Annotated in this window: 12 protein-coding genes and 1 tRNA gene; 7 read left to right on the forward strand and 6 right to left on the reverse strand. The window is 32.0% G+C overall.

Annotated features, from left to right (window positions below):
* Positions 1-27 precede the first annotated feature (27 nt).
* From lptB to G7034_RS02710, 4 genes are read right to left on the reverse strand one after another with little or no spacing between them, the layout of a single operon-like run.
* Positions 28-783, reverse strand: coding sequence for an LPS export ABC transporter ATP-binding protein (gene lptB / locus G7034_RS02695; protein ID WP_166399420.1), 756 nt, complete (start codon positions 781-783; stop codon positions 28-30).
* Entirely contained in the window at positions 776-1,135 is a 360-nt protein-coding gene (locus tag G7034_RS02700; RefSeq protein ID WP_166399421.1) for a carboxymuconolactone decarboxylase family protein, read from the reverse strand. Before G7034_RS02700 ends, lptB begins: the two co-directional genes overlap by 8 nt.
* A gap of 1 nt (position 1,136) precedes the next feature.
* Positions 1,137-1,976, reverse strand: a complete 840-nt coding sequence (tatC, locus tag G7034_RS02705; RefSeq protein ID WP_166399422.1) for a twin-arginine translocase subunit TatC — start codon at positions 1,974-1,976, stop codon at positions 1,137-1,139.
* Positions 1,976-2,938, reverse strand: a complete 963-nt coding sequence (locus G7034_RS02710) for a KpsF/GutQ family sugar-phosphate isomerase (RefSeq protein ID WP_166399423.1) — start codon at positions 2,936-2,938, stop codon at positions 1,976-1,978. Before G7034_RS02710 ends, tatC begins: the two co-directional genes overlap by 1 nt.
* A gap of 87 nt (positions 2,939-3,025) precedes the next feature.
* On the opposite strand from G7034_RS02710, the gene G7034_RS02715 reads away from it, so the two are divergent.
* The 3 genes from G7034_RS02715 to G7034_RS02725 all read left to right on the forward strand — a co-directional run bounded on the left by G7034_RS02715 (position 3,026) and on the right by G7034_RS02725 (position 12,480).
* On the forward strand, positions 3,026-5,209 hold the full coding sequence (locus G7034_RS02715; RefSeq protein ID WP_166399424.1) for an ATP-dependent DNA helicase RecQ: 2,184 nt from the start codon (positions 3,026-3,028) through the stop codon (positions 5,207-5,209).
* A 113-nt stretch (positions 5,210-5,322) separates the two neighbouring features.
* Entirely contained in the window at positions 5,323-8,382 is a 3,060-nt protein-coding gene (locus G7034_RS02720) for a tetratricopeptide repeat protein (RefSeq protein ID WP_166399425.1), read from the forward strand.
* Positions 8,383-8,823: 441 nt separating this feature from the next.
* On the forward strand, positions 8,824-12,480 hold the full coding sequence (locus G7034_RS02725; protein WP_166399426.1) for an Eco57I restriction-modification methylase domain-containing protein: 3,657 nt from the start codon (positions 8,824-8,826) through the stop codon (positions 12,478-12,480).
* Positions 12,481-12,898: 418 nt separating this feature from the next.
* Here G7034_RS02725 and G7034_RS02730 read toward each other — a convergent pair whose 3' ends face one another.
* Together G7034_RS02730 and G7034_RS02735 are read right to left on the reverse strand one after the other, a co-directional pair.
* Positions 12,899-13,930 carry an AI-2E family transporter gene (locus G7034_RS02730; protein ID WP_166399427.1) on the reverse strand — a complete coding sequence of 344 codons (1,032 nt, stop codon included), beginning with the start codon at positions 13,928-13,930 and terminating at the stop codon, positions 12,899-12,901.
* 14 nt (positions 13,931-13,944) lie between these two features.
* Complete coding sequence (locus G7034_RS02735; RefSeq protein WP_166399428.1) at positions 13,945-14,361, reverse strand: VOC family protein; 417 nt, start codon at positions 14,359-14,361, stop codon at positions 13,945-13,947.
* 198 nt (positions 14,362-14,559) lie between these two features.
* Between G7034_RS02735 and G7034_RS02740 the strand changes: the two genes are divergently transcribed.
* The 4 genes from G7034_RS02740 (at position 14,560) to G7034_RS02755 (ending at position 17,295) form a co-directional block, all read left to right on the forward strand.
* Positions 14,560-14,970, forward strand: coding sequence for a DUF2452 domain-containing protein (locus tag G7034_RS02740; protein WP_166399429.1), 411 nt, complete (start codon positions 14,560-14,562; stop codon positions 14,968-14,970).
* A 220-nt stretch (positions 14,971-15,190) separates the two neighbouring features.
* Complete coding sequence (locus tag G7034_RS02745) at positions 15,191-16,414, forward strand: DEAD/DEAH box helicase (RefSeq protein ID WP_166399430.1); 1,224 nt, start codon at positions 15,191-15,193, stop codon at positions 16,412-16,414.
* A gap of 113 nt (positions 16,415-16,527) precedes the next feature.
* Positions 16,528-16,600 (forward strand) — tRNA-Gly (locus G7034_RS02750).
* Positions 16,601-16,782: 182 nt separating this feature from the next.
* A complete protein-coding gene (locus G7034_RS02755) occupies positions 16,783-17,295 on the forward strand; it encodes a gamma carbonic anhydrase family protein (RefSeq protein WP_166399431.1) in 513 nt (170 codons plus the stop codon).
* Positions 17,296-17,312: the final 17 nt, after the last annotated feature.

The following is a 17,312-nucleotide window of genomic DNA, read 5'->3' on the forward strand; positions in this document are numbered from 1 at the left end:
TAGAAGTGTGTTTCACAATCGATTTATTTACTTAAATATTTTCTTTTTTCTTAATTCGAAGTTTTGACCAAGGTACACTTTTCTCACCATTTGGTCTTCTGCTAGTTCTTCAGGTTTTCCATGTTTTAAAATTTTACCTTCAAACATGAGGTAAGTTCGGTCTGTAATAGCTAATGTTTCTTGCACGTTGTGGTCGGTGATTAAAATTCCAATGTTTTTATCTTTTAATTGAGCTACAATTTTTTGGATGTCTTCAACAGCTACTGGGTCAACTCCCGCAAAGGGTTCATCAAGAAGAATAAAGTTAGGGTCTGTTGCTAAGGCTCTAGCAATTTCAGTTCGTCGTCTTTCTCCACCAGAAAGTAAATCACCTCGATTATTTCTAATATGACCTAAACCAAACTCATCAATTAAACTTTCCATTTTCATTTGGCGTTCTTTTTTAGAAAGTTTGGTTAATTCAAGAACACTCATGATATTTTCTTCGATGCTCATTTTTCTAAAAATAGAAGCTTCTTGGGCCAAATAACCAATTCCATTTTGGGCGCGTTTGTACATAGCATATTTGGTAATATCGGTTTGATTGAGATTAATATGCCCTCGTGTAGGTTTAACCAATCCTACAATCATATAAAAACTGGTTGTCTTTCCGGCTCCGTTAGGCCCAAGAAGTCCAACAATTTCGCCTTGATTAACTTCAAGCGAAATTCCTTTCACAACTTCAACTCCTTTATAGGCTTTAACCAAATTATTAGCGCTAAGCTTTAGGTTTTCTTTATTCATTCTTACCGTATTTTTCTTCTACTGCATCCCAATATTCATAAGCCCTTCTAAGGTGAGGAATAACAATAGTGCCACCCACTAAAGTCCCAATACTAAGTGCTTCAACCACTTGAGCTTTAGTATAACCTTCTTTATGCGAAGATTCTAAGTGATATTTTACACAATCGTCGCAACGCAATACTAAGGAAGCCACAAGTCCTAAAAGTTCTTTAGTTTTTTTATCTAACGCACCTTCAGCAAAAGAATTGGTGTCTAAGTTAAAAATTCTTTTTAAAACGCGGTTATTATCATTAATAATTTTATCGTTCATTTTAGCCCTGTAGGCTTCAAATTCATCTACTTGATCAATCATTTTAGTTTATTTTTCTTTCTTTTTCTTTTTTCTTCTGATTTTTTACAACAACTTTAGAGATGAAGATACTTATTTCATAAAGGACAAGTACAGGTATAGTTACAATGATTTGGCTAGCTACATCTGGAGGTGTAATAATTGCTGAAAATATGAGAATTAAAACAATTGCGTATTTCCTGTTTTCTTTTAAAAATTGAGGAGTAACTAAGCCTAATTTACTTAGGAAGTAAATTAGAATTGGTAGTTCAAAAATTAAACCTGAAGCTAAGACACAGGCCCTTAACAAACCGATATAACTTCCTAAATCAAAGTCGTTGAATACTATATTACTTACTTGGTAAGAACCTAAAAACCGAATGGAAAGCGGTGATATTATGTAGTATCCAAATAAAACGCCTGTAAAAAACAACAAAGAACCTGCAAGAATAAACCATTTGGCGTTTTTCTTTTCTTCCTCATACAAACCCGGTGATAGAAATTTCCAGAATTCGTAAATTACATAGGGAAATGAAACGATAAATCCAGCGGTAATTGCGGTCCAAATATGAGCGCTAAATTGTCCGGCCATTACTCTACTCTGAATTCTAAAAGGGATTTCAGAAAGACAAAAACTTTCGTCAAATCCAGCCCATTGTGATATGTCACACAACACCCGATAAGTCCAAAAATCTATTTCTACTGGTCCAAAAATAAGCGTGTCAAAAATGAATGACTTGGCCAAAAAAGCAATTGTACCTGCAATTAAAATAGCCAAGCTAGAACGAATTAAATGCCACCTTAAGTCCTCAAGATGATCTAGGAAAGACATTTCGTTGGGATGTTTTTTATCTTTTCTTGCCATTAAATAATACCTTCTTTAATCAGGTTATGTATGTGAACCACGCCTGCATACTTCTTATTTTCAATTGCTAATACTTGAGAAATATCATTGGTTTCCATTAATTCCAAGGCTTTAACAGCTAAGGATTGGTTATCAATAGTTTTTGGATTTTCACTCATGATGTCAATTGCTTTTAATGAGCTAAAATTGGTTGTGGTTGACAACATTCGTCTAATATCTCCATCGGTAATGATTCCTATTACTTGATCATTTTCAATAACAGCGGTAGCCCCTAGCATGTTTTCAGAAATTGTTACAATTACTTCTTGCATACTGGCTTGAGGGGTTACTTGGGGTTTCAGGTTGTTTGTAGTTAAATCATTTACCTTTAGATAAAGTGTTTTACCTAAAGCACCGCCAGGATGAAATTTAGCAAAATCCTGACTAGAAAACCCTTTCATTTTTAAAAGACATACAGCTAACGCATCACCAATCACTAATTGAGCGGTAGTGCTTGTAGTAGGAGCTAGATTATTAGGACAAGCTTCTTTTTCAACAAAAGCGTTTAGCACGTAATTGGCTTGTTTTCCTAAATAAGAATCTTTATTTCCAGTGATAGCTATTAATTTATTTTTAAAGTTTTTGATTAAGGGAACAAGTACTTTGATTTCGGGGGTATTTCCACTTTTAGAAATACAAATAACAATATCATCTTTTAAAATCGTTCCTAAATCGCCATGAATCGCATCGGCTGCATGCATAAAAATAGCAGGTGTACCTGTAGAATTCATAGTAGCAACAATTTTAGTTGCTATAATGGCGCTTTTTCCAATCCCGGTAATTACCACACGTCCTTTAGAATGATATATTTCGTTTACAGCTGCTGCAAAATTAGCGTCCACTAGACTTTCAAGAACCGCTATAGACTTAGCTTGAGTAGCTATAGTTGATTTTGCTAGTGCTAAAATTTTCTCTTCTTCCATAAAATATTAATTTCGCATTTGCGTAATTTAAAATAATGCGTATATTTAGAGTTGCAAATGTAATTAATTCTAAACATTAAAAATAAATTGGCACAAATCAATTTACACAAAGAACTCAAGAAGTATTTTGGCTTTGATGAGTTCAAAGGTTTACAGGAAGAAGTAATAAAAAGCATAGTAAAGAACAATGATACTTTTGTTATTATGCCCACTGGCGGAGGAAAATCCTTGTGTTATCAACTCCCCGCTTTAATAAAAGACGGAACAGCTATTGTAGTTTCTCCTTTAATTGCCTTAATGAAAAACCAGGTAGATGTAATAAGGAGCATATCAGACCATGAAGGTGTTGCTCATGTACTCAATTCTTCTTTGAATAAAACGCAAGTTAAGCAAGTTAAAAGCGATATAGAAAGCGGAATTACAAAGTTACTTTACGTAGCTCCAGAATCTTTAACAAAAGAAGAGTATGTTGATTTTTTAAAGCAACAAGAAATCTCCTTTTTAGCTATTGATGAAGCCCACTGTATTTCTGAATGGGGCCACGATTTTAGACCAGAATACAGAAATCTAAGAAAAATAATAGGTAGAATTGGTGATAATATACCTATTATTGGACTCACAGCAACCGCTACTCCTAAGGTTCAAGAAGATATTATCAAAAACCTTGGAATGAAAAATGCCAATACGTTTAAAGCTTCTTTTAACCGCCCTAATTTATATTATGAAATTAGACCTAAAACTGCTAATGTAGATATAGACATCATAAAGTTTGTGAAACAAAATAGTGGGAAAAGCGGAATTATTTATTGTTTGAGCCGGAAGCGTGTTGAAGAACTTGCGCAAACCTTACAAGTTAATGGTGTAGATGCAATTCCTTATCACGCTGGATTAGACGCTAAAACAAGAGCAAAACATCAAGATATGTTTTTGATGGAGGATGCTCATGTTGTGGTTGCCACAATTGCTTTTGGAATGGGAATTGATAAGCCAGACGTTCGTTTTGTGATTCATAATGATATACCTAAAAGTATTGAGAGTTATTATCAAGAAACTGGTAGAGCAGGAAGAGATGGAGGAGAAGGCCATTGTTTAGCTTATTATTCGTATAAAGATGTTGAAAAATTAGAAAAGTTTATGAGTGGTAAACCACTCGCTGAACAAGAAGTAGGACATGCTCTTTTACAAGAAATTGTTGCTTTTGCTGAAAGTTCTATTTCTAGAAGAAAGTTTATACTTCATTATTTTGGAGAAGAGTTTGATAACGAAACCGGCGAAGGTGGTGATATGGACGATAATGCACGTTATCCAAAAAAACAAAAAGAAGCTAAAGATGATGTAATTTTATTAATTAACGCAGTTAATGAAACTGGCGAAATTTATAAAAGCAAAGAATTAGTCAATACCATAATTGGAAAGGTAAACGCCTTGATAAAGGCCCACAAAGCCAACGAAAAAGAAATTTTTGGTAAGGGAAAAGACCAACCTAAAGAATATTGGATGGCTTTAAGTCGTCAAGTTATTGTTGCTGGCCTGTTGAAAAAAGAAATAGAATCTTACGGTGTTTTAAAAATAACTGAAAAAGGACATAAGTTTTTAGAACATCCCACTTCATTTATGATGACCGAAGACCATAGCTTTCATGAAAATCAAGCACCAGTAGCAACAAATACAGGAGGTGGTACAGACCCTCAGCTGTTAAAAATGCTCAAAAGTTTAAGAAAGCAAGTGGCCAGCCAAAAAAGTGTGCCTCCTTTTGTGGTTTTTCAAGATCCTTCGTTAGAAGATATGGCTTTAAAATACCCAATATCTATTGAAGAATTAGTAAACATACATGGAGTAGGTGAGAGTAAAGCTAGAAAATTTGGTAAAAAGTTTATTGAGCTAATCAATACCTATGTAAAAGAAAATGAAATTATGCGTGCAGAAGACCTAGTAGTAAAATCTACTGGTGCTAATTCTTCACTGAAACTTTACATTATTCAAAATGTTGACAGAAAGCTACCGCTAAATGATATTGCCGATGGAAAAGGAATGTCCATGACCGAATTTATTGATGAAATGGAAGCTATTGTATATTCAGGCACTAAATTAAATATTAATTATTGGATTGACGATGTGTTGGATGAAGATCAACAAGAAGAAATACACGAGTATTTTTTAGATGCAGAATCAGATAGTATCAATGAGGCTTTAGAAGAATTTGATGGCGATTATGATGAGGAGGAATTAAGATTGTATCGATTAAAATTCATTAGCGAAGTAGCTAACTAATTAAGCTCATTCATTTGTACTATTTATTTTTTAAACAGATTCATTTATAATCTTTCGCATTTACAATCGTTTTTATTATGTCAAATTATTCAATTTAGGTTAAAAATAAACTCATGAAACTACATATTTTTAAGATTTGTACCCTTGTATTACTTTTTGGAAACCTACTAACGGCACAACAATCTGAATCAAACCTTAGCGAGATTTCAGACTTTCAAAGAGGTTTAGAATTATACAATAAAGAACAGTATTTGGCTGCTCAAAAATTATTTAAAGAAGTTCAACTTAAAACTTCAAAGCACCAACTTAAATCGAATGCAGAGTTTTATGAAGCACAATCAATGCTAAAGCTTAATCATCCAAAAGCCGCTTTAGTAATGGAGCAATTTATTCGAGAAAATCCTACAAGTAATAAACGTAACAATGCAATTTACGCCTTAGGAAACTATTATTTTTTGCAATCGGACTTTAAAAAGGCAAGACGCTATTTTGCTTCAACCGACACTTATTTACTAGCACGTGAAGAAAAAGTAGCCTATAATTTTCAATATGGTTACACACTTTTTAAAACGGGTAGCGAAGATAAAGCCGAAAACTTTTTAAAACGTGTTAGTAAAAATAAAGAATACGCTAATCAAGCCAATTATTACTTAGGTTTTATAGCTTACGAAAACAATGATTATAAAGCTGCAGAAAGTTATTTTGAGGCTACCGATTTAGATCAAGTGAGCAAAAACACTTCTTATGTTCAGGCAGACATGAAATTTAAAAAAGGGAATTTTCAAGAAGCCATAGATTTAGCTTCAACTTATCTTGAACAAGCTAACCCAAGAGAACGCAGCGATTTAAATAAAATTATTGGAGAGAGTCATTTCAACTTAAAACAATACAACGAAGCTATTCCTTATTTAAATGAATATAAAGGAGAACGCGGAAAATGGAACAATACAGATTATTACCAACTTGGATTTGCTTACTTCAAGCAAAATGATTTTGAAAAAGCAATTTCTGAATTTAATAAGATTTTAGGAGGTGATAATGAAATAGCACAAAATGCTTATTATCACTTGGGGAAATCGTATTTAGAATTAGAGAAAAATAATCAGGCTCTTAATGCATTTAAAAATGCTTATGAGATGGATTTTAATGAAAAAATAAAAAGAGAATCCCACCTTAATTACGCTAAATTAAGCTATCAAGTAGGAAATCCTTACACAAGCGTGCATGAAGTATTAATAAGTTTTATGGAAGCCTATCCAGAAGCTGATGAAATCGAAGACTTAGGAGAGCTTTTAATTGACGCTTACATCAGTGCAAAAAATTATGAAAGCGCTATTCAACTTTTGGAAGGAAGCACAGATTATAATGACAAAGTAGCTTATCAAAAAGTAACCTACTTATATGCAGTTGAACTTTTTAAAGACGACTTGTTAAGCGATGCTAAAATCTATTTTGACAAATCGTTAAGCCAGCGTTTAGAAGCAACATACACAGCAAAAGCTACCTATTGGAAAGCGGAGGTTGATTATTTAAAAGCTGATTACAAAGAGGCTATTATTGGTTTTAAAGAATTTGAAAGGATGAATGCTTCAAAAAATACGAATGAGTTTAAACATATTGATTATAATCTTGGCTATAGTTATTTTAAGAATAAAAATTATGCCAAAGCTCAAGTCCATTTTGATAGATTTTCTAAACAAAAATCTACCAAAGCCATGAATTATGATGCTTATGTTCGACTTGGTGATAGCTATTTTGGACAAGGTAAATATTGGCCTGCCATGGAATCTTATAATGAAGCATTAGCTATTGGTTCGCCAAAAAGTGATTACGCATTCTACCAAAAGGCTTATTCTTACGGATTTGTTGATCGAAATAATAAAAAGATTAAAGAGCTAACTAATTTTGTTAATCAATTTCCTAAATCACAGTACCTAGATAATGCTTATTACGAGCTAGGAAATACTTATGTTGCAGAAAACCAAGATCAAAAAGGCTTACAGGCTTATCAAAACTTAATTACGAAATTACCTAACTCAAGACTTTTGCCTAGGGCTTTATCTAAACAAGGATTAATTCATTATAATAATAATCAGTATGACAAGGCTTTATCTAAACTAAAATTATTGGTAGAAGACCATCCAGAATCAGAACAAGCTACTCAGGCGGTTAATACTGTTCGTTTGATTTACATAGATATGGATCAACCAGAACTTTATGCCACTTGGGTTAATGATTTAGATTTTATTGAAGTGGAAGATGCCGACTTAGATAACACTACTTTTGAAGCTGCTGAAAATTCATTTTTAAATGGAAATAGTGATCGTGCTATCTCAGGGTTTAAAAAGTATTTAAATCAGTTTCCTAAAGGAATTCATTCCTTGAAATCAAATTTCTACTTAGCTCAGTTGCTATATAATGCAGATCAAAAAGACGAAAGTTTACCTTATTATAAAAATGTTTATGAGGCTTCTTTCAACGAATTTTCTGAACAAAGCATGAATAGACTTGCTCAAATATATCTAGGAAATGACAATTACCAAGAAGCAATTCCTGTTCTTGAAAAACTAGAACAAAATGCAGAGTTTAAGCAAAACATTGTTTTTGCCAAAACTAATTTAATGAAAGCTTATTATTCAACCGAAGATTTCAATAAGACGCTAGATTATGCCGATCAAGTTTTAGTTATGAGTGGAGTAGAAGAACGTGCCTTAAACGATGCGCGCATTTTTAAAGCCCGAGCAGCCATGGCTACTGAAGATTTTTCAACAGCAAGAAAAGCCTATCAGTTGGTTTTTGAAAATGCCTCAGGAAGCCGAGCTGCAGAAGCTCTTTACTACGAATCTTTTTTTCAACACAAAGAAGGGAACTACGAAGATTCGAATGAAAGCATCCAACTCTTAACTAAAGATTTTTCGAGGTATCGCGAATTTGCATTTAAATCGCTTGTGCTTTGGGCAAAGAATTTCCGTGCCTTAGATGATGCTTTTCAAGCCAATTATATTCTTGAAAACGTAATTAAAAATGCTTCAAAATATCCAGAAATTGTTCAAGAAGCAGAAAAAGAACTAGCTGAATTGAATAACGAGCAATCTAAAACAAACGCCTCTTTAGAAACTGAAGCTAATGATGCAGAGAAAGTTGAAGGAAATAAAGATACTAATGACGAATAACTATCACATCAGATAAACCAATTAGTTTAATTTGCGCTTTTTTGGAACTGTATTTTGTTTGATTTTTTCCTATGAGTACTTAGATGTTGTGATACTAATAACTGGTATAAATATAAGTTGATAAAAATGTAAAACTGAAATTATAAGAACTATAGTTTTAATTTTCAATAAAATTAGAAAAATGCGCAGTTTAACAATTTTAAATAAAATATTAGACCGGTATTTTGGTTATTTAAAAATCCTTGACAATACAACTAAAAAGAATTTAATAATAAAGTTGACAAAATCTTTAGTTCTCTGCAAGCTGAAACCAGCCGCACGAATAGCACATTTGGTTTTTCCCAACGCTACATCCAATGCTTAAAAAACCAAATTAGCTGTTTTGCCTTTGCGCTGAATGAAAAATACTATATTGTGAAAGAAAAAAACAACAATTCATAAATGCAAATATTTCAAAAATCTGTAATTCAAAAACACGTCAATAATCTTGATAAAGAGAAAGTTGATAAAGCTTTCGATATATTTCAGGAGAATTATAATCAAGCGAAAATTGAGCAAATAAAAACGCTGAAAGAAGAAGAATATCAAGATGGATTTTTTAGAGACATTTTTGTTGATGTTTTAGGTTACACACTTCGACCAGATGAAAACTTTAATTTACAGCGTGAATATAAAAACCAATCTGATGGAAAAAAAGCGGATGGAGCGATTCTAAAAGATGAAAATGCAATTGCAGTTATTGAGTTAAAATCAACCAAAACAAAGGATTTAACTAAAATCACTCAACAAGCTTTTAACTATAAAAACAATCAACCAGATTGTAAATTCATTATTACTTCAAACTTTCAAAAACTTCGATTTTACATTGATTATTCTAACGAATACGAAGAGTTTGATTTGTTTGCAATGGAACGTGAAAAATTCAATCTGTTGTATTTAATACTTCACAAAGACAGTATTTTTAAGGGTTTACCAATTCAACTTAAAAAAGAAACTCAATTTCATGAGAAAGAAGTTTCAGAAGAACTTTATAAAGACTATTCAAATTTTAAAAGCAAACTTTTTGACAACCTAATCTTAAATCATCCAGAAGAAGATAAGTTGTTGCTTTTCAAAAAATCTCAAAAACTTTTAGACCGTTTTTTATTCATTCTTTTTGCAGAAGATAGCGGATTGCTACCGCCAAATTCAATTCCAAGAATGATAAAGCGTTATGAAATTTTAAAGGAAGAAGACGCTTATAAACCAATTTACGAGATTTTTAAACAGTATTTTGGTTATATGAATATTGGCAGAAAAGGTAAAAAGGAAACTGACGATATTCCAGCTTATAATGGTGGTTTATTCTACGAAGACAAAACATTAAACGACTTTAAAATTGATGATGAAGTTTTAATAGATGATTTAAAAAAGCTTTCAACATACGATTTTAATTCTGAAGTGGATGTCAATATTTTAGGACAGATTTTTGAACATTCACTTAACGAAATAGAAGAAGTTACAGCAGAAATTGAAGGCATAATTTCTGACCAAAAACGCAGCAAACGAAAAAAAGACGGTGTTTTTTACACACCGAAATATATCACCACTTACATAGTTACTAACACCATAGGAAAACTTTGTATTGATAAGAAAAAAGAACTTGATATTGAAGAAATTGAATTTGACAATACATTTTTAAAAGCTGATAAATCCTTAAGCGTAAAAGGTGGAAAACTTTATAAGAAATTAACTACTTATAAAACTTGGCTAACCGAGTTAAAAATAATTGATCCAGCATGTGGAAGTGGTGCATTTTTAAATCAAGCTTTAAATTTCCTTATCGAAGAACATGAAAAAATAGATGATATTATTGCAGAGCTAACAAACTCAACTTTTCGTCTCTTTGATACAGATAAAAACATTCTAGAAAACAATCTTTTTGGAGTAGATATAAATGAAGAAAGTGTTGAAATTGCTCAGCTTTCACTTTGGTTAAGAACAGCAAAAAAAGATCGCAAACTTTCTAAATTAAACAATAATATAAAATGCGGGAATTCACTTTTACAGTCTGATTTTGATTGGTATAAAAAATTTCCACAGGTTTTTAAAGAAAAAAACAAAAAACTATATCATATTACAACAGCAATTCACGATAGTCGAACCTCCAAAAGGATGATAGACTATAAAGTGCGACAAAAAAGAGAAATGGGTACAAACCCATACCCGAACATCATTTATTTCACAAAAGAAGAAGATTTAATCATTACAGAGACTATTGCAGATATTGTAAATAAAGACCATTTAAAACTTGTGGCATTTAATATCTGCGCCGATCATATGCATCTATTAATCGCTTGTGATATAAATGAAGTCGCATCCATCATGCAAAAAATAAAATCTATCACTGCAAAGCGTGTAAATGATGCAAGGTACTTTACAAGGGGTCATGAACCCTTGCAGAAAAGTCATGACCCCTTGCATAATAAAGAAAAAAATCGCAAACCTGTATGGCAGCAAAAATACAGTGCTCCTAAAGAAATAAAGAGTGAAGAACAATTACAAAACACAATTACCTACATACAAAACAACAGAACTAAACATCAATTACCACAACACGATGAGAAGATAGAACATATCATAGACAAAATGTGTTGTTCTATTGATGAAGCTCTTGAGCCTGAATTTACAGGCGGTTTTGACGTGGTTATTGGAAATCCGCCATACATAAAAGAATATACCAATAAACAAGCTTTTGATGGTTTACGGGATTTACCTTCCTACCAAGGTAAAATGGATTTATGGTATATGTTTGGTGATTTAGCGTTAGACATTGTGAAAAAAGATTATGGTTTGATTGGCTACATTGCGCCAAATAATTGGATTACCAATGATGGCGCATCAAAGTTTAGAAATATTGTACTTAACAAAGGTAAGATTACTGAATTTATAGATTTTGGAGATTTTAAAGTGTTTGATTCGGCAGGAATTCAGACAATGATTTACATAATGCAACGCTCTGATAATAATAAAAACTACAATTTTAATTTCTCGAAAGTAATTGACAGCAAAATAAAACACGAAGATGCGCAATTGTTTTTAGAGAAAGTTGCTGATGACAAATACGAATATTTTAATTCTAACATCATCAAAGAAGAATTGATAAACCAACCAATTACTTTTATAAATGCAGAACTCAATTTGATAATTGAGAAAATAAAGAATAAAGAAAATTTCAATTTAGAATCTAAAGAAATTGCTTCAGGTATTGACTTATTGCAAGATTTCGTTAATAAGAAACATAAAGAGGTACTTGAAAATGTAGAAGTTGGAGACGGTATTTTTAATTTAAGCCAGTCGGAATATGATAATTTGAATCTTTCCATAAATGAAAAAGATTTAATAAAACCATTTTATACCACGAGCGAATTACAACAATACTATGGTAATCCAAAAAATAGGCTTTGGATTATTTACACAGATTCAAGCTTTAAGGACGAAGAAAAAATACTTCCCTTTCCAAATATTAAAGGACATTTAGATAAGTTCTTGGACGTATTTACTTCTGTTAACAAACCCTACGGTTTGCACCGTTCAAGAGACGAAAAGTATTTTAAAGGAGAAAAGATTTTTTCATTAAGAAAGTGTTCAGTTCGCCCAAGATTTACATATACCAATTTTGACGCATACGTCAACAGAACTTTTATGGTGATTAAAACCGACAGAATTAACCAAAAATATTTGACGGGAATTTTAAACTCAAATTTGATAGCATTTTGGTTAAAGTATAAAGGAAAAATGCAAGGCAACAATTACCAAATTGATAAAACACCTTTAGAAAATTTACCTTTAATAAATCCGAATAAAGAAGTTCAAGAAAAAATTACCGATTTAGTTTCAAGTATTATTTCAAACACTCAAAAAAGTTCAGATTATCAAGAATTGTTAGACAAAGCAAAAAAGGATAACAATTTTGACAGAGAAATACAATTAACAAAAGAATTGGAGCAATTTTCAAAAGATATAAAACAAGCCGAAAGTAAAATCAATTCAATCATCTTTGAACTTTACGAATTAAATCCAACTGAGATTTCAACGATTGAGAAAAATATTAACTGACGAAAGCCAACGCTCAAAGCCATACACATATGCAATTCGCACCAGCCAACCCACAAGCCCAAAATTGCAAATAAGTATGTCTTTCTGCCCACGCTGAATGAATAGCAGAACCTTAAAAAGCTAGCAGAGAATAGCGACTAACAAAAATGGCGAGCTTTGTAGCTGTAACGATTCCGAAGCTTTGGAAGTGTATTTTTAGAAACTTAATGTATAACCGAAAACTTACGCATCTTAAGTTGTCACTTATGCTTTCTTCAAGCCGTTCTACTGAACTATCGAGAACATGATTTTTGATATCAAATCTTGTTGTCGATAGATTTTTTTTAAATTAAATTACATCAACACTTTTTTTGATGATGCAAATGGGGTTAATTTTTCAGAAAACTTCATTTAAGAATTTGATAAACTCTATCATTGCCTATAAACTCACTTGCGTATATTCATTTTTGTAAATTTTCACAATAATCAAAAATATAGAAATCAATAATGGACCAAAGATTAACCCAATAAATCCAAATAGTGGAATTCCAATGATTACGCCTATAAACGTAATTAATGGATGTTCATTAGCCATTCTTTTTAAAATATAAAGTCTAAATAAATTATCTGATGAGTTTACAATGATAAGTCCGTAGAGAGCAAGTCCAATGGCGGCTCCAGTAGCACCATCTGCCCAAAGAATGATGCAGGCTGGTATAATTCCAGAAATAGTTCCCACAAACGGAATAATAGATAAAACAGCTGTAATAACAAACCAAAACCAAGCATCTTCAACACCAAATATCCAAAAGCCAATAAGAGCCACAACACCTTGAAGAAAGGCAACTAATGGAATACCAACAGCATTGGCTTTTACCTTTTCAATAACTTCTTTACCCAACAACTGCTGATTTGTTTTACTTAATGGCGTATAAGTAAATAAGGATTGCTTCATGTTTTTTTGATTAATCAACATAAAAAACAATATAAAATACATGATACTTAATGCAATAAAAACATCAAAAGTTCCAGTGGCTAAACCTTGTAAACCACTAGAAACAAAATCGGCAACTGCGCTAGAATCTATATTGTCTGAAATATTTGCAGCTAAATCAAAACCGTATTTTGTCTTTAAATTTTCAAGTTGTATTTTTAGTGCTTCAACAGTTTCTTCAGAATTTCTAACTGTTTTTCCTATTTTTGTACTTAGCATATATACTACCAAAAACAAGGGAATGATAATTATCAGTGTAGATATCAAAATAAAGGTTGATGAAACAATGTTTCTATTCCACCCTTTATTTAATAGTCTTTGTGCGGGTTTTTTAAATAACACGTAAATAGTTAGTGCGCCTAAAACACCAGACAAATAGGGCAGTAGTTTGTCAATAATTACTCCCCCTATTAAAAAAATACAAATAAGAATAAAAATTTGTCTAATTACATTAGGGTGTATTTGGTTGGTTTTCATAACAATAATTAATTCTAAGGTTTAAAAATTTCGTTTTTATTTTTGAAGGCTTTAAATTCTAAGGCGTTTCCACTTGGATCTAGAAAAAACATTGTGGCTTGTTCGCCTGCTAAGTTTTTAAACCTTATATAAGGTTCTATTTCAAACTGTACTTTCTTTTTCTTCAAATTTTTGGCAAAGCTATGAAAAAACTTCCATTCTAAAATAACTCCAAAATGAGGAACAGGAACTTGGTTTCCATCAACTTCATTAAAATGCTTTTTTGTTTTATTTTTTGATTCATGAAGTACTAATTGATGAACAAAAAAATTAAGGTCAACCCAATGAGCTGATTTTCTCCCTTCTTTACAATCAAGTATTTCCGTATAAAACAATCTTGATTCTTCAAGTTCATTTACAGGAATGGCTAAATGAAACGCTGGCAACTGCATAACTTTTTTTAAAGCTAAAATACATATTTAATTGCTTTTTTTATTTTTTGTGAACGCTAGTTTTATTGCTTTTTTAATTCAAATTATTTCATCTTTAATTAGATGGTAGAAATAAGAAATCTTCAATCTAAATGGTTAAATATTAGTCAATGACTTAAGCTCTAGCAGAGAAATCATTTTCTTTGTAAAAAAAAGCTTATGCCTAAGAAAAAACCAGATCAAGTTGTGTTTAATGAAAAGGAGAACAAGTATAACGCTAGTTTACTTCCTTATGCAACTAATACTGGCGCTCCTAAAATTGAAGCCACCGATGTTACCGCATGGAAAAACAGCAACATAAGTAAAGTCAACCATCAAATTAAAACAAAATTTGAAGCACTTAAAAAAGAATATGAAAATTTGATGGAACAATATGAGTATAACAATTTAGTTTACCAAGCCAATTACAGTTTTGAACCTATTGTAGGTCAGGTATATTTTCTTTATGAATCCTCTAAAAAAGGACTTTTTCTTTCCCTCATTTCTCCTGAAGAATGTAATTTTGATTATAGAGGTAGCTTTCAATTGAATGAGGATAAAATGTGGATAAGAGCTGACAAGGAGGGTTAATTTTTTATTGAATTCCAAAGAAATCAATTAGCTAGCTAATAAACCAAAAAAAGTAGTAACTTCGCCAAAAATTAGAAACACTAATTTATTTCTTTTTCTTTCCTACATCGAAGTTGTTCAACTTCAGATTAATTTTAAAGTTTAAGAATTCTAATAGATTATACTACCCACAAGACCGGGGTTATATTTTCTTTAATTATAGGTCTTAAACAAAATTACAATGAAATTTACAGATTTAAATTTAATACCGCCTATTCTGGAGGCTTTAAAAACACAGGGCTATACACAGCCAACTCCCATTCAAGAACAAACTATCCTACCAGCCTTAGAAGGAAAGGATGTATTAGGTTGTGCGCAAACGGGAACCGGAAAAACTGCAGCTTTTGCTATTCCTGTTATTCAGCAATTAATACAAAAACCATTACATCATTCAGGAAAACGACCGATTAGGAGCTTAATTTTAACCCCAACACGAGAACTTGCCATCCAAATTGCAGAAAGTTTTGAAAACTATGGAGCCAATACTCAACTTAAATACAAAGTAATTTTTGGAGGAGTAAGTCAACACGGACAAGTAAAAGCGCTTCAATCTGGAGTAGATGTTTTAATAGCGACCCCTGGAAGATTATTAGATTTGATGCAACAGAAATATGTGCAACTTCATCAACTTGAGTACTTTGTTTTAGATGAAGCAGACCGAATGTTAGACATGGGGTTTTTGAATGATGTGAAAAAAGTGATAGCTAAAATTCCTAAGAAAAGACAATCTTTATTTTTTTCAGCTACTATGCCAAAGGATATTGTAAAACTAGCCAACACCATTTTAATTGACCCTATAAAGGTTGAAGTTACTCCAGTTTCAAGTACGGCAAATACCATACAACAGTTTGTTTATTTTGTAGATAAAGGGAATAAGAAAAGCTTATTAAAAGAAGTTTTAGAAGATAATCAAATTGACCGTGTTTTAGTTTTTACAAGAACTAAGCACGGAGCCAATAAAGTGGTGAAAGATTTGAATAAAGATGGAACAACGGCTTTAGCTATTCATGGTAACAAATCTCAAAATGCCCGTCAAAAAGCATTGAGTAGTTTTAAAGCCAATGAAACTCGTGTTCTTGTGGCTACAGATATTGCTGCTAGAGGAATAGATATTGACGACTTAACCCACGTTATTAACTTTGAACTACCAAATATAGCTGAATCTTATGTTCACCGAATAGGAAGAACCGGAAGAGCAGGTGCAGACGGTACCGCTATTGCTTTTTGTGATGCTGAAGAAAAAGCTTATTTAAAGGATATTCAGAAATTAATTGGAAAATCAATTCCTGTTCTAGAAAACAAAAACTTTCCGTTAGTTAATCATCATGTGGAGAAGAAGAAACCACAGCAAAAACCTAAGGGGAGGAGGAATTCAAACTCTAGAAACAAAGGATTTAAGCGTTAATTTACTTGTATTCAGTTAGTTGATGTTCTTTTGAATCTATTGGTTTTGAATCTATTGGTTTTTATATTTTTTTTGAAATTAAAAATAATTTAATGTATATTTGCCAATAACATGCGGGAGTAGCTCAGTTGGTAGAGCGTCAGCCTTCCAAGCTGAATGTCGCCGGTTCGAACCCGGTCTCCCGCTCTAATTAAACCGCTATTTTTTTTAAAATTTCTAGCAATTTTATTTATCTACTTTAAACTAATCTAGGTTAAATTTAACTCATTTACTTTTTTAAATTTTACAAAGACACTTCTAATTTTAAATTCAATTATTTTACAGCTTTTTGTTTGTAATAAATTATCTTTGAAGACTAAGCAAAATTTATGGCATTAATTAAAAAAGTACTGGACAAAGAGCCAGTGATTGGAGAAGAGTGTTTTTTAGCTGAAAATGCTACCGTCATCGGTAATGTTTCTTTAGGACAAAAATGTAGTGTTTGGTTTAACGCCGTGATTAGAGGCGACGTCAATTCGATTGAAATTGGTGATTTTGTAAATATACAAGACCAAGTTATGATTCATTGTACGTATGAAAAAGCTGCAACAAAAATCGGAAATCAGGTTTCTATTGGGCATCGAGCAATTATTCATGGTTGCGAAATCCAAGATCATGTGTTAATTGGAATGGGAGCAATTATAATGGATGGCGTAGTAATAGAAGAAGGAAGTATAGTTGCCGCTGGCGCCGTAGTGCTTGAAAATACTCGCATTGAAAAAGGGAGCATCTATGCAGGAATTCCTGCTAAAAAAGTAAAATCAGTAAGTCCAGAATTAATGCAAAACGAAGTTCAACGTATTGCAGAAGCTTATGTTACTTATTCTAGTTGGTATAAATAGTAGCTTTAATTCGCTAA

The organism is Psychroflexus maritimus (assembly GCF_011089875.1).
Lineage (GTDB): Bacteria > Bacteroidota > Bacteroidia > Flavobacteriales > Flavobacteriaceae > Psychroflexus > Psychroflexus maritimus.

What these genes read in the sequence shown, in the direction of transcription:
- lptB (WP_166399420.1), bottom strand. Translation starts at nt 783, where the DNA reads ATGAATAAAGAAAACCTAAAGCTTAGCGCTAATAATTTGGTTAAAGCC.
- G7034_RS02700 (WP_166399421.1), bottom strand. Translation starts at nt 1,135, where the DNA reads ATGATTGATCAAGTAGATGAATTTGAAGCCTACAGGGCTAAAATGAAC.
- tatC (WP_166399422.1), bottom strand. Translation starts at nt 1,976, where the DNA reads ATGGCAAGAAAAGATAAAAAACATCCCAACGAAATGTCTTTCCTAGAT.
- G7034_RS02710 (WP_166399423.1), bottom strand. Translation starts at nt 2,938, where the DNA reads ATGGAAGAAGAGAAAATTTTAGCACTAGCAAAATCAACTATAGCTACT.
- G7034_RS02720 (WP_166399425.1), top strand. Translation starts at nt 5,323, where the DNA reads ATGAAACTACATATTTTTAAGATTTGTACCCTTGTATTACTTTTTGGA.
- G7034_RS02725 (WP_166399426.1), top strand. Translation starts at nt 8,824, where the DNA reads ATGCAAATATTTCAAAAATCTGTAATTCAAAAACACGTCAATAATCTT.
- G7034_RS02730 (WP_166399427.1), bottom strand. Translation starts at nt 13,930, where the DNA reads ATGAAAACCAACCAAATACACCCTAATGTAATTAGACAAATTTTTATT.
- G7034_RS02735 (WP_166399428.1), bottom strand. Translation starts at nt 14,361, where the DNA reads ATGCAGTTGCCAGCGTTTCATTTAGCCATTCCTGTAAATGAACTTGAA.
- G7034_RS02740 (WP_166399429.1), top strand. Translation starts at nt 14,560, where the DNA reads ATGCCTAAGAAAAAACCAGATCAAGTTGTGTTTAATGAAAAGGAGAAC.
- G7034_RS02745 (WP_166399430.1), top strand. Translation starts at nt 15,191, where the DNA reads ATGAAATTTACAGATTTAAATTTAATACCGCCTATTCTGGAGGCTTTA.
- G7034_RS02755 (WP_166399431.1), top strand. Translation starts at nt 16,783, where the DNA reads ATGGCATTAATTAAAAAAGTACTGGACAAAGAGCCAGTGATTGGAGAA.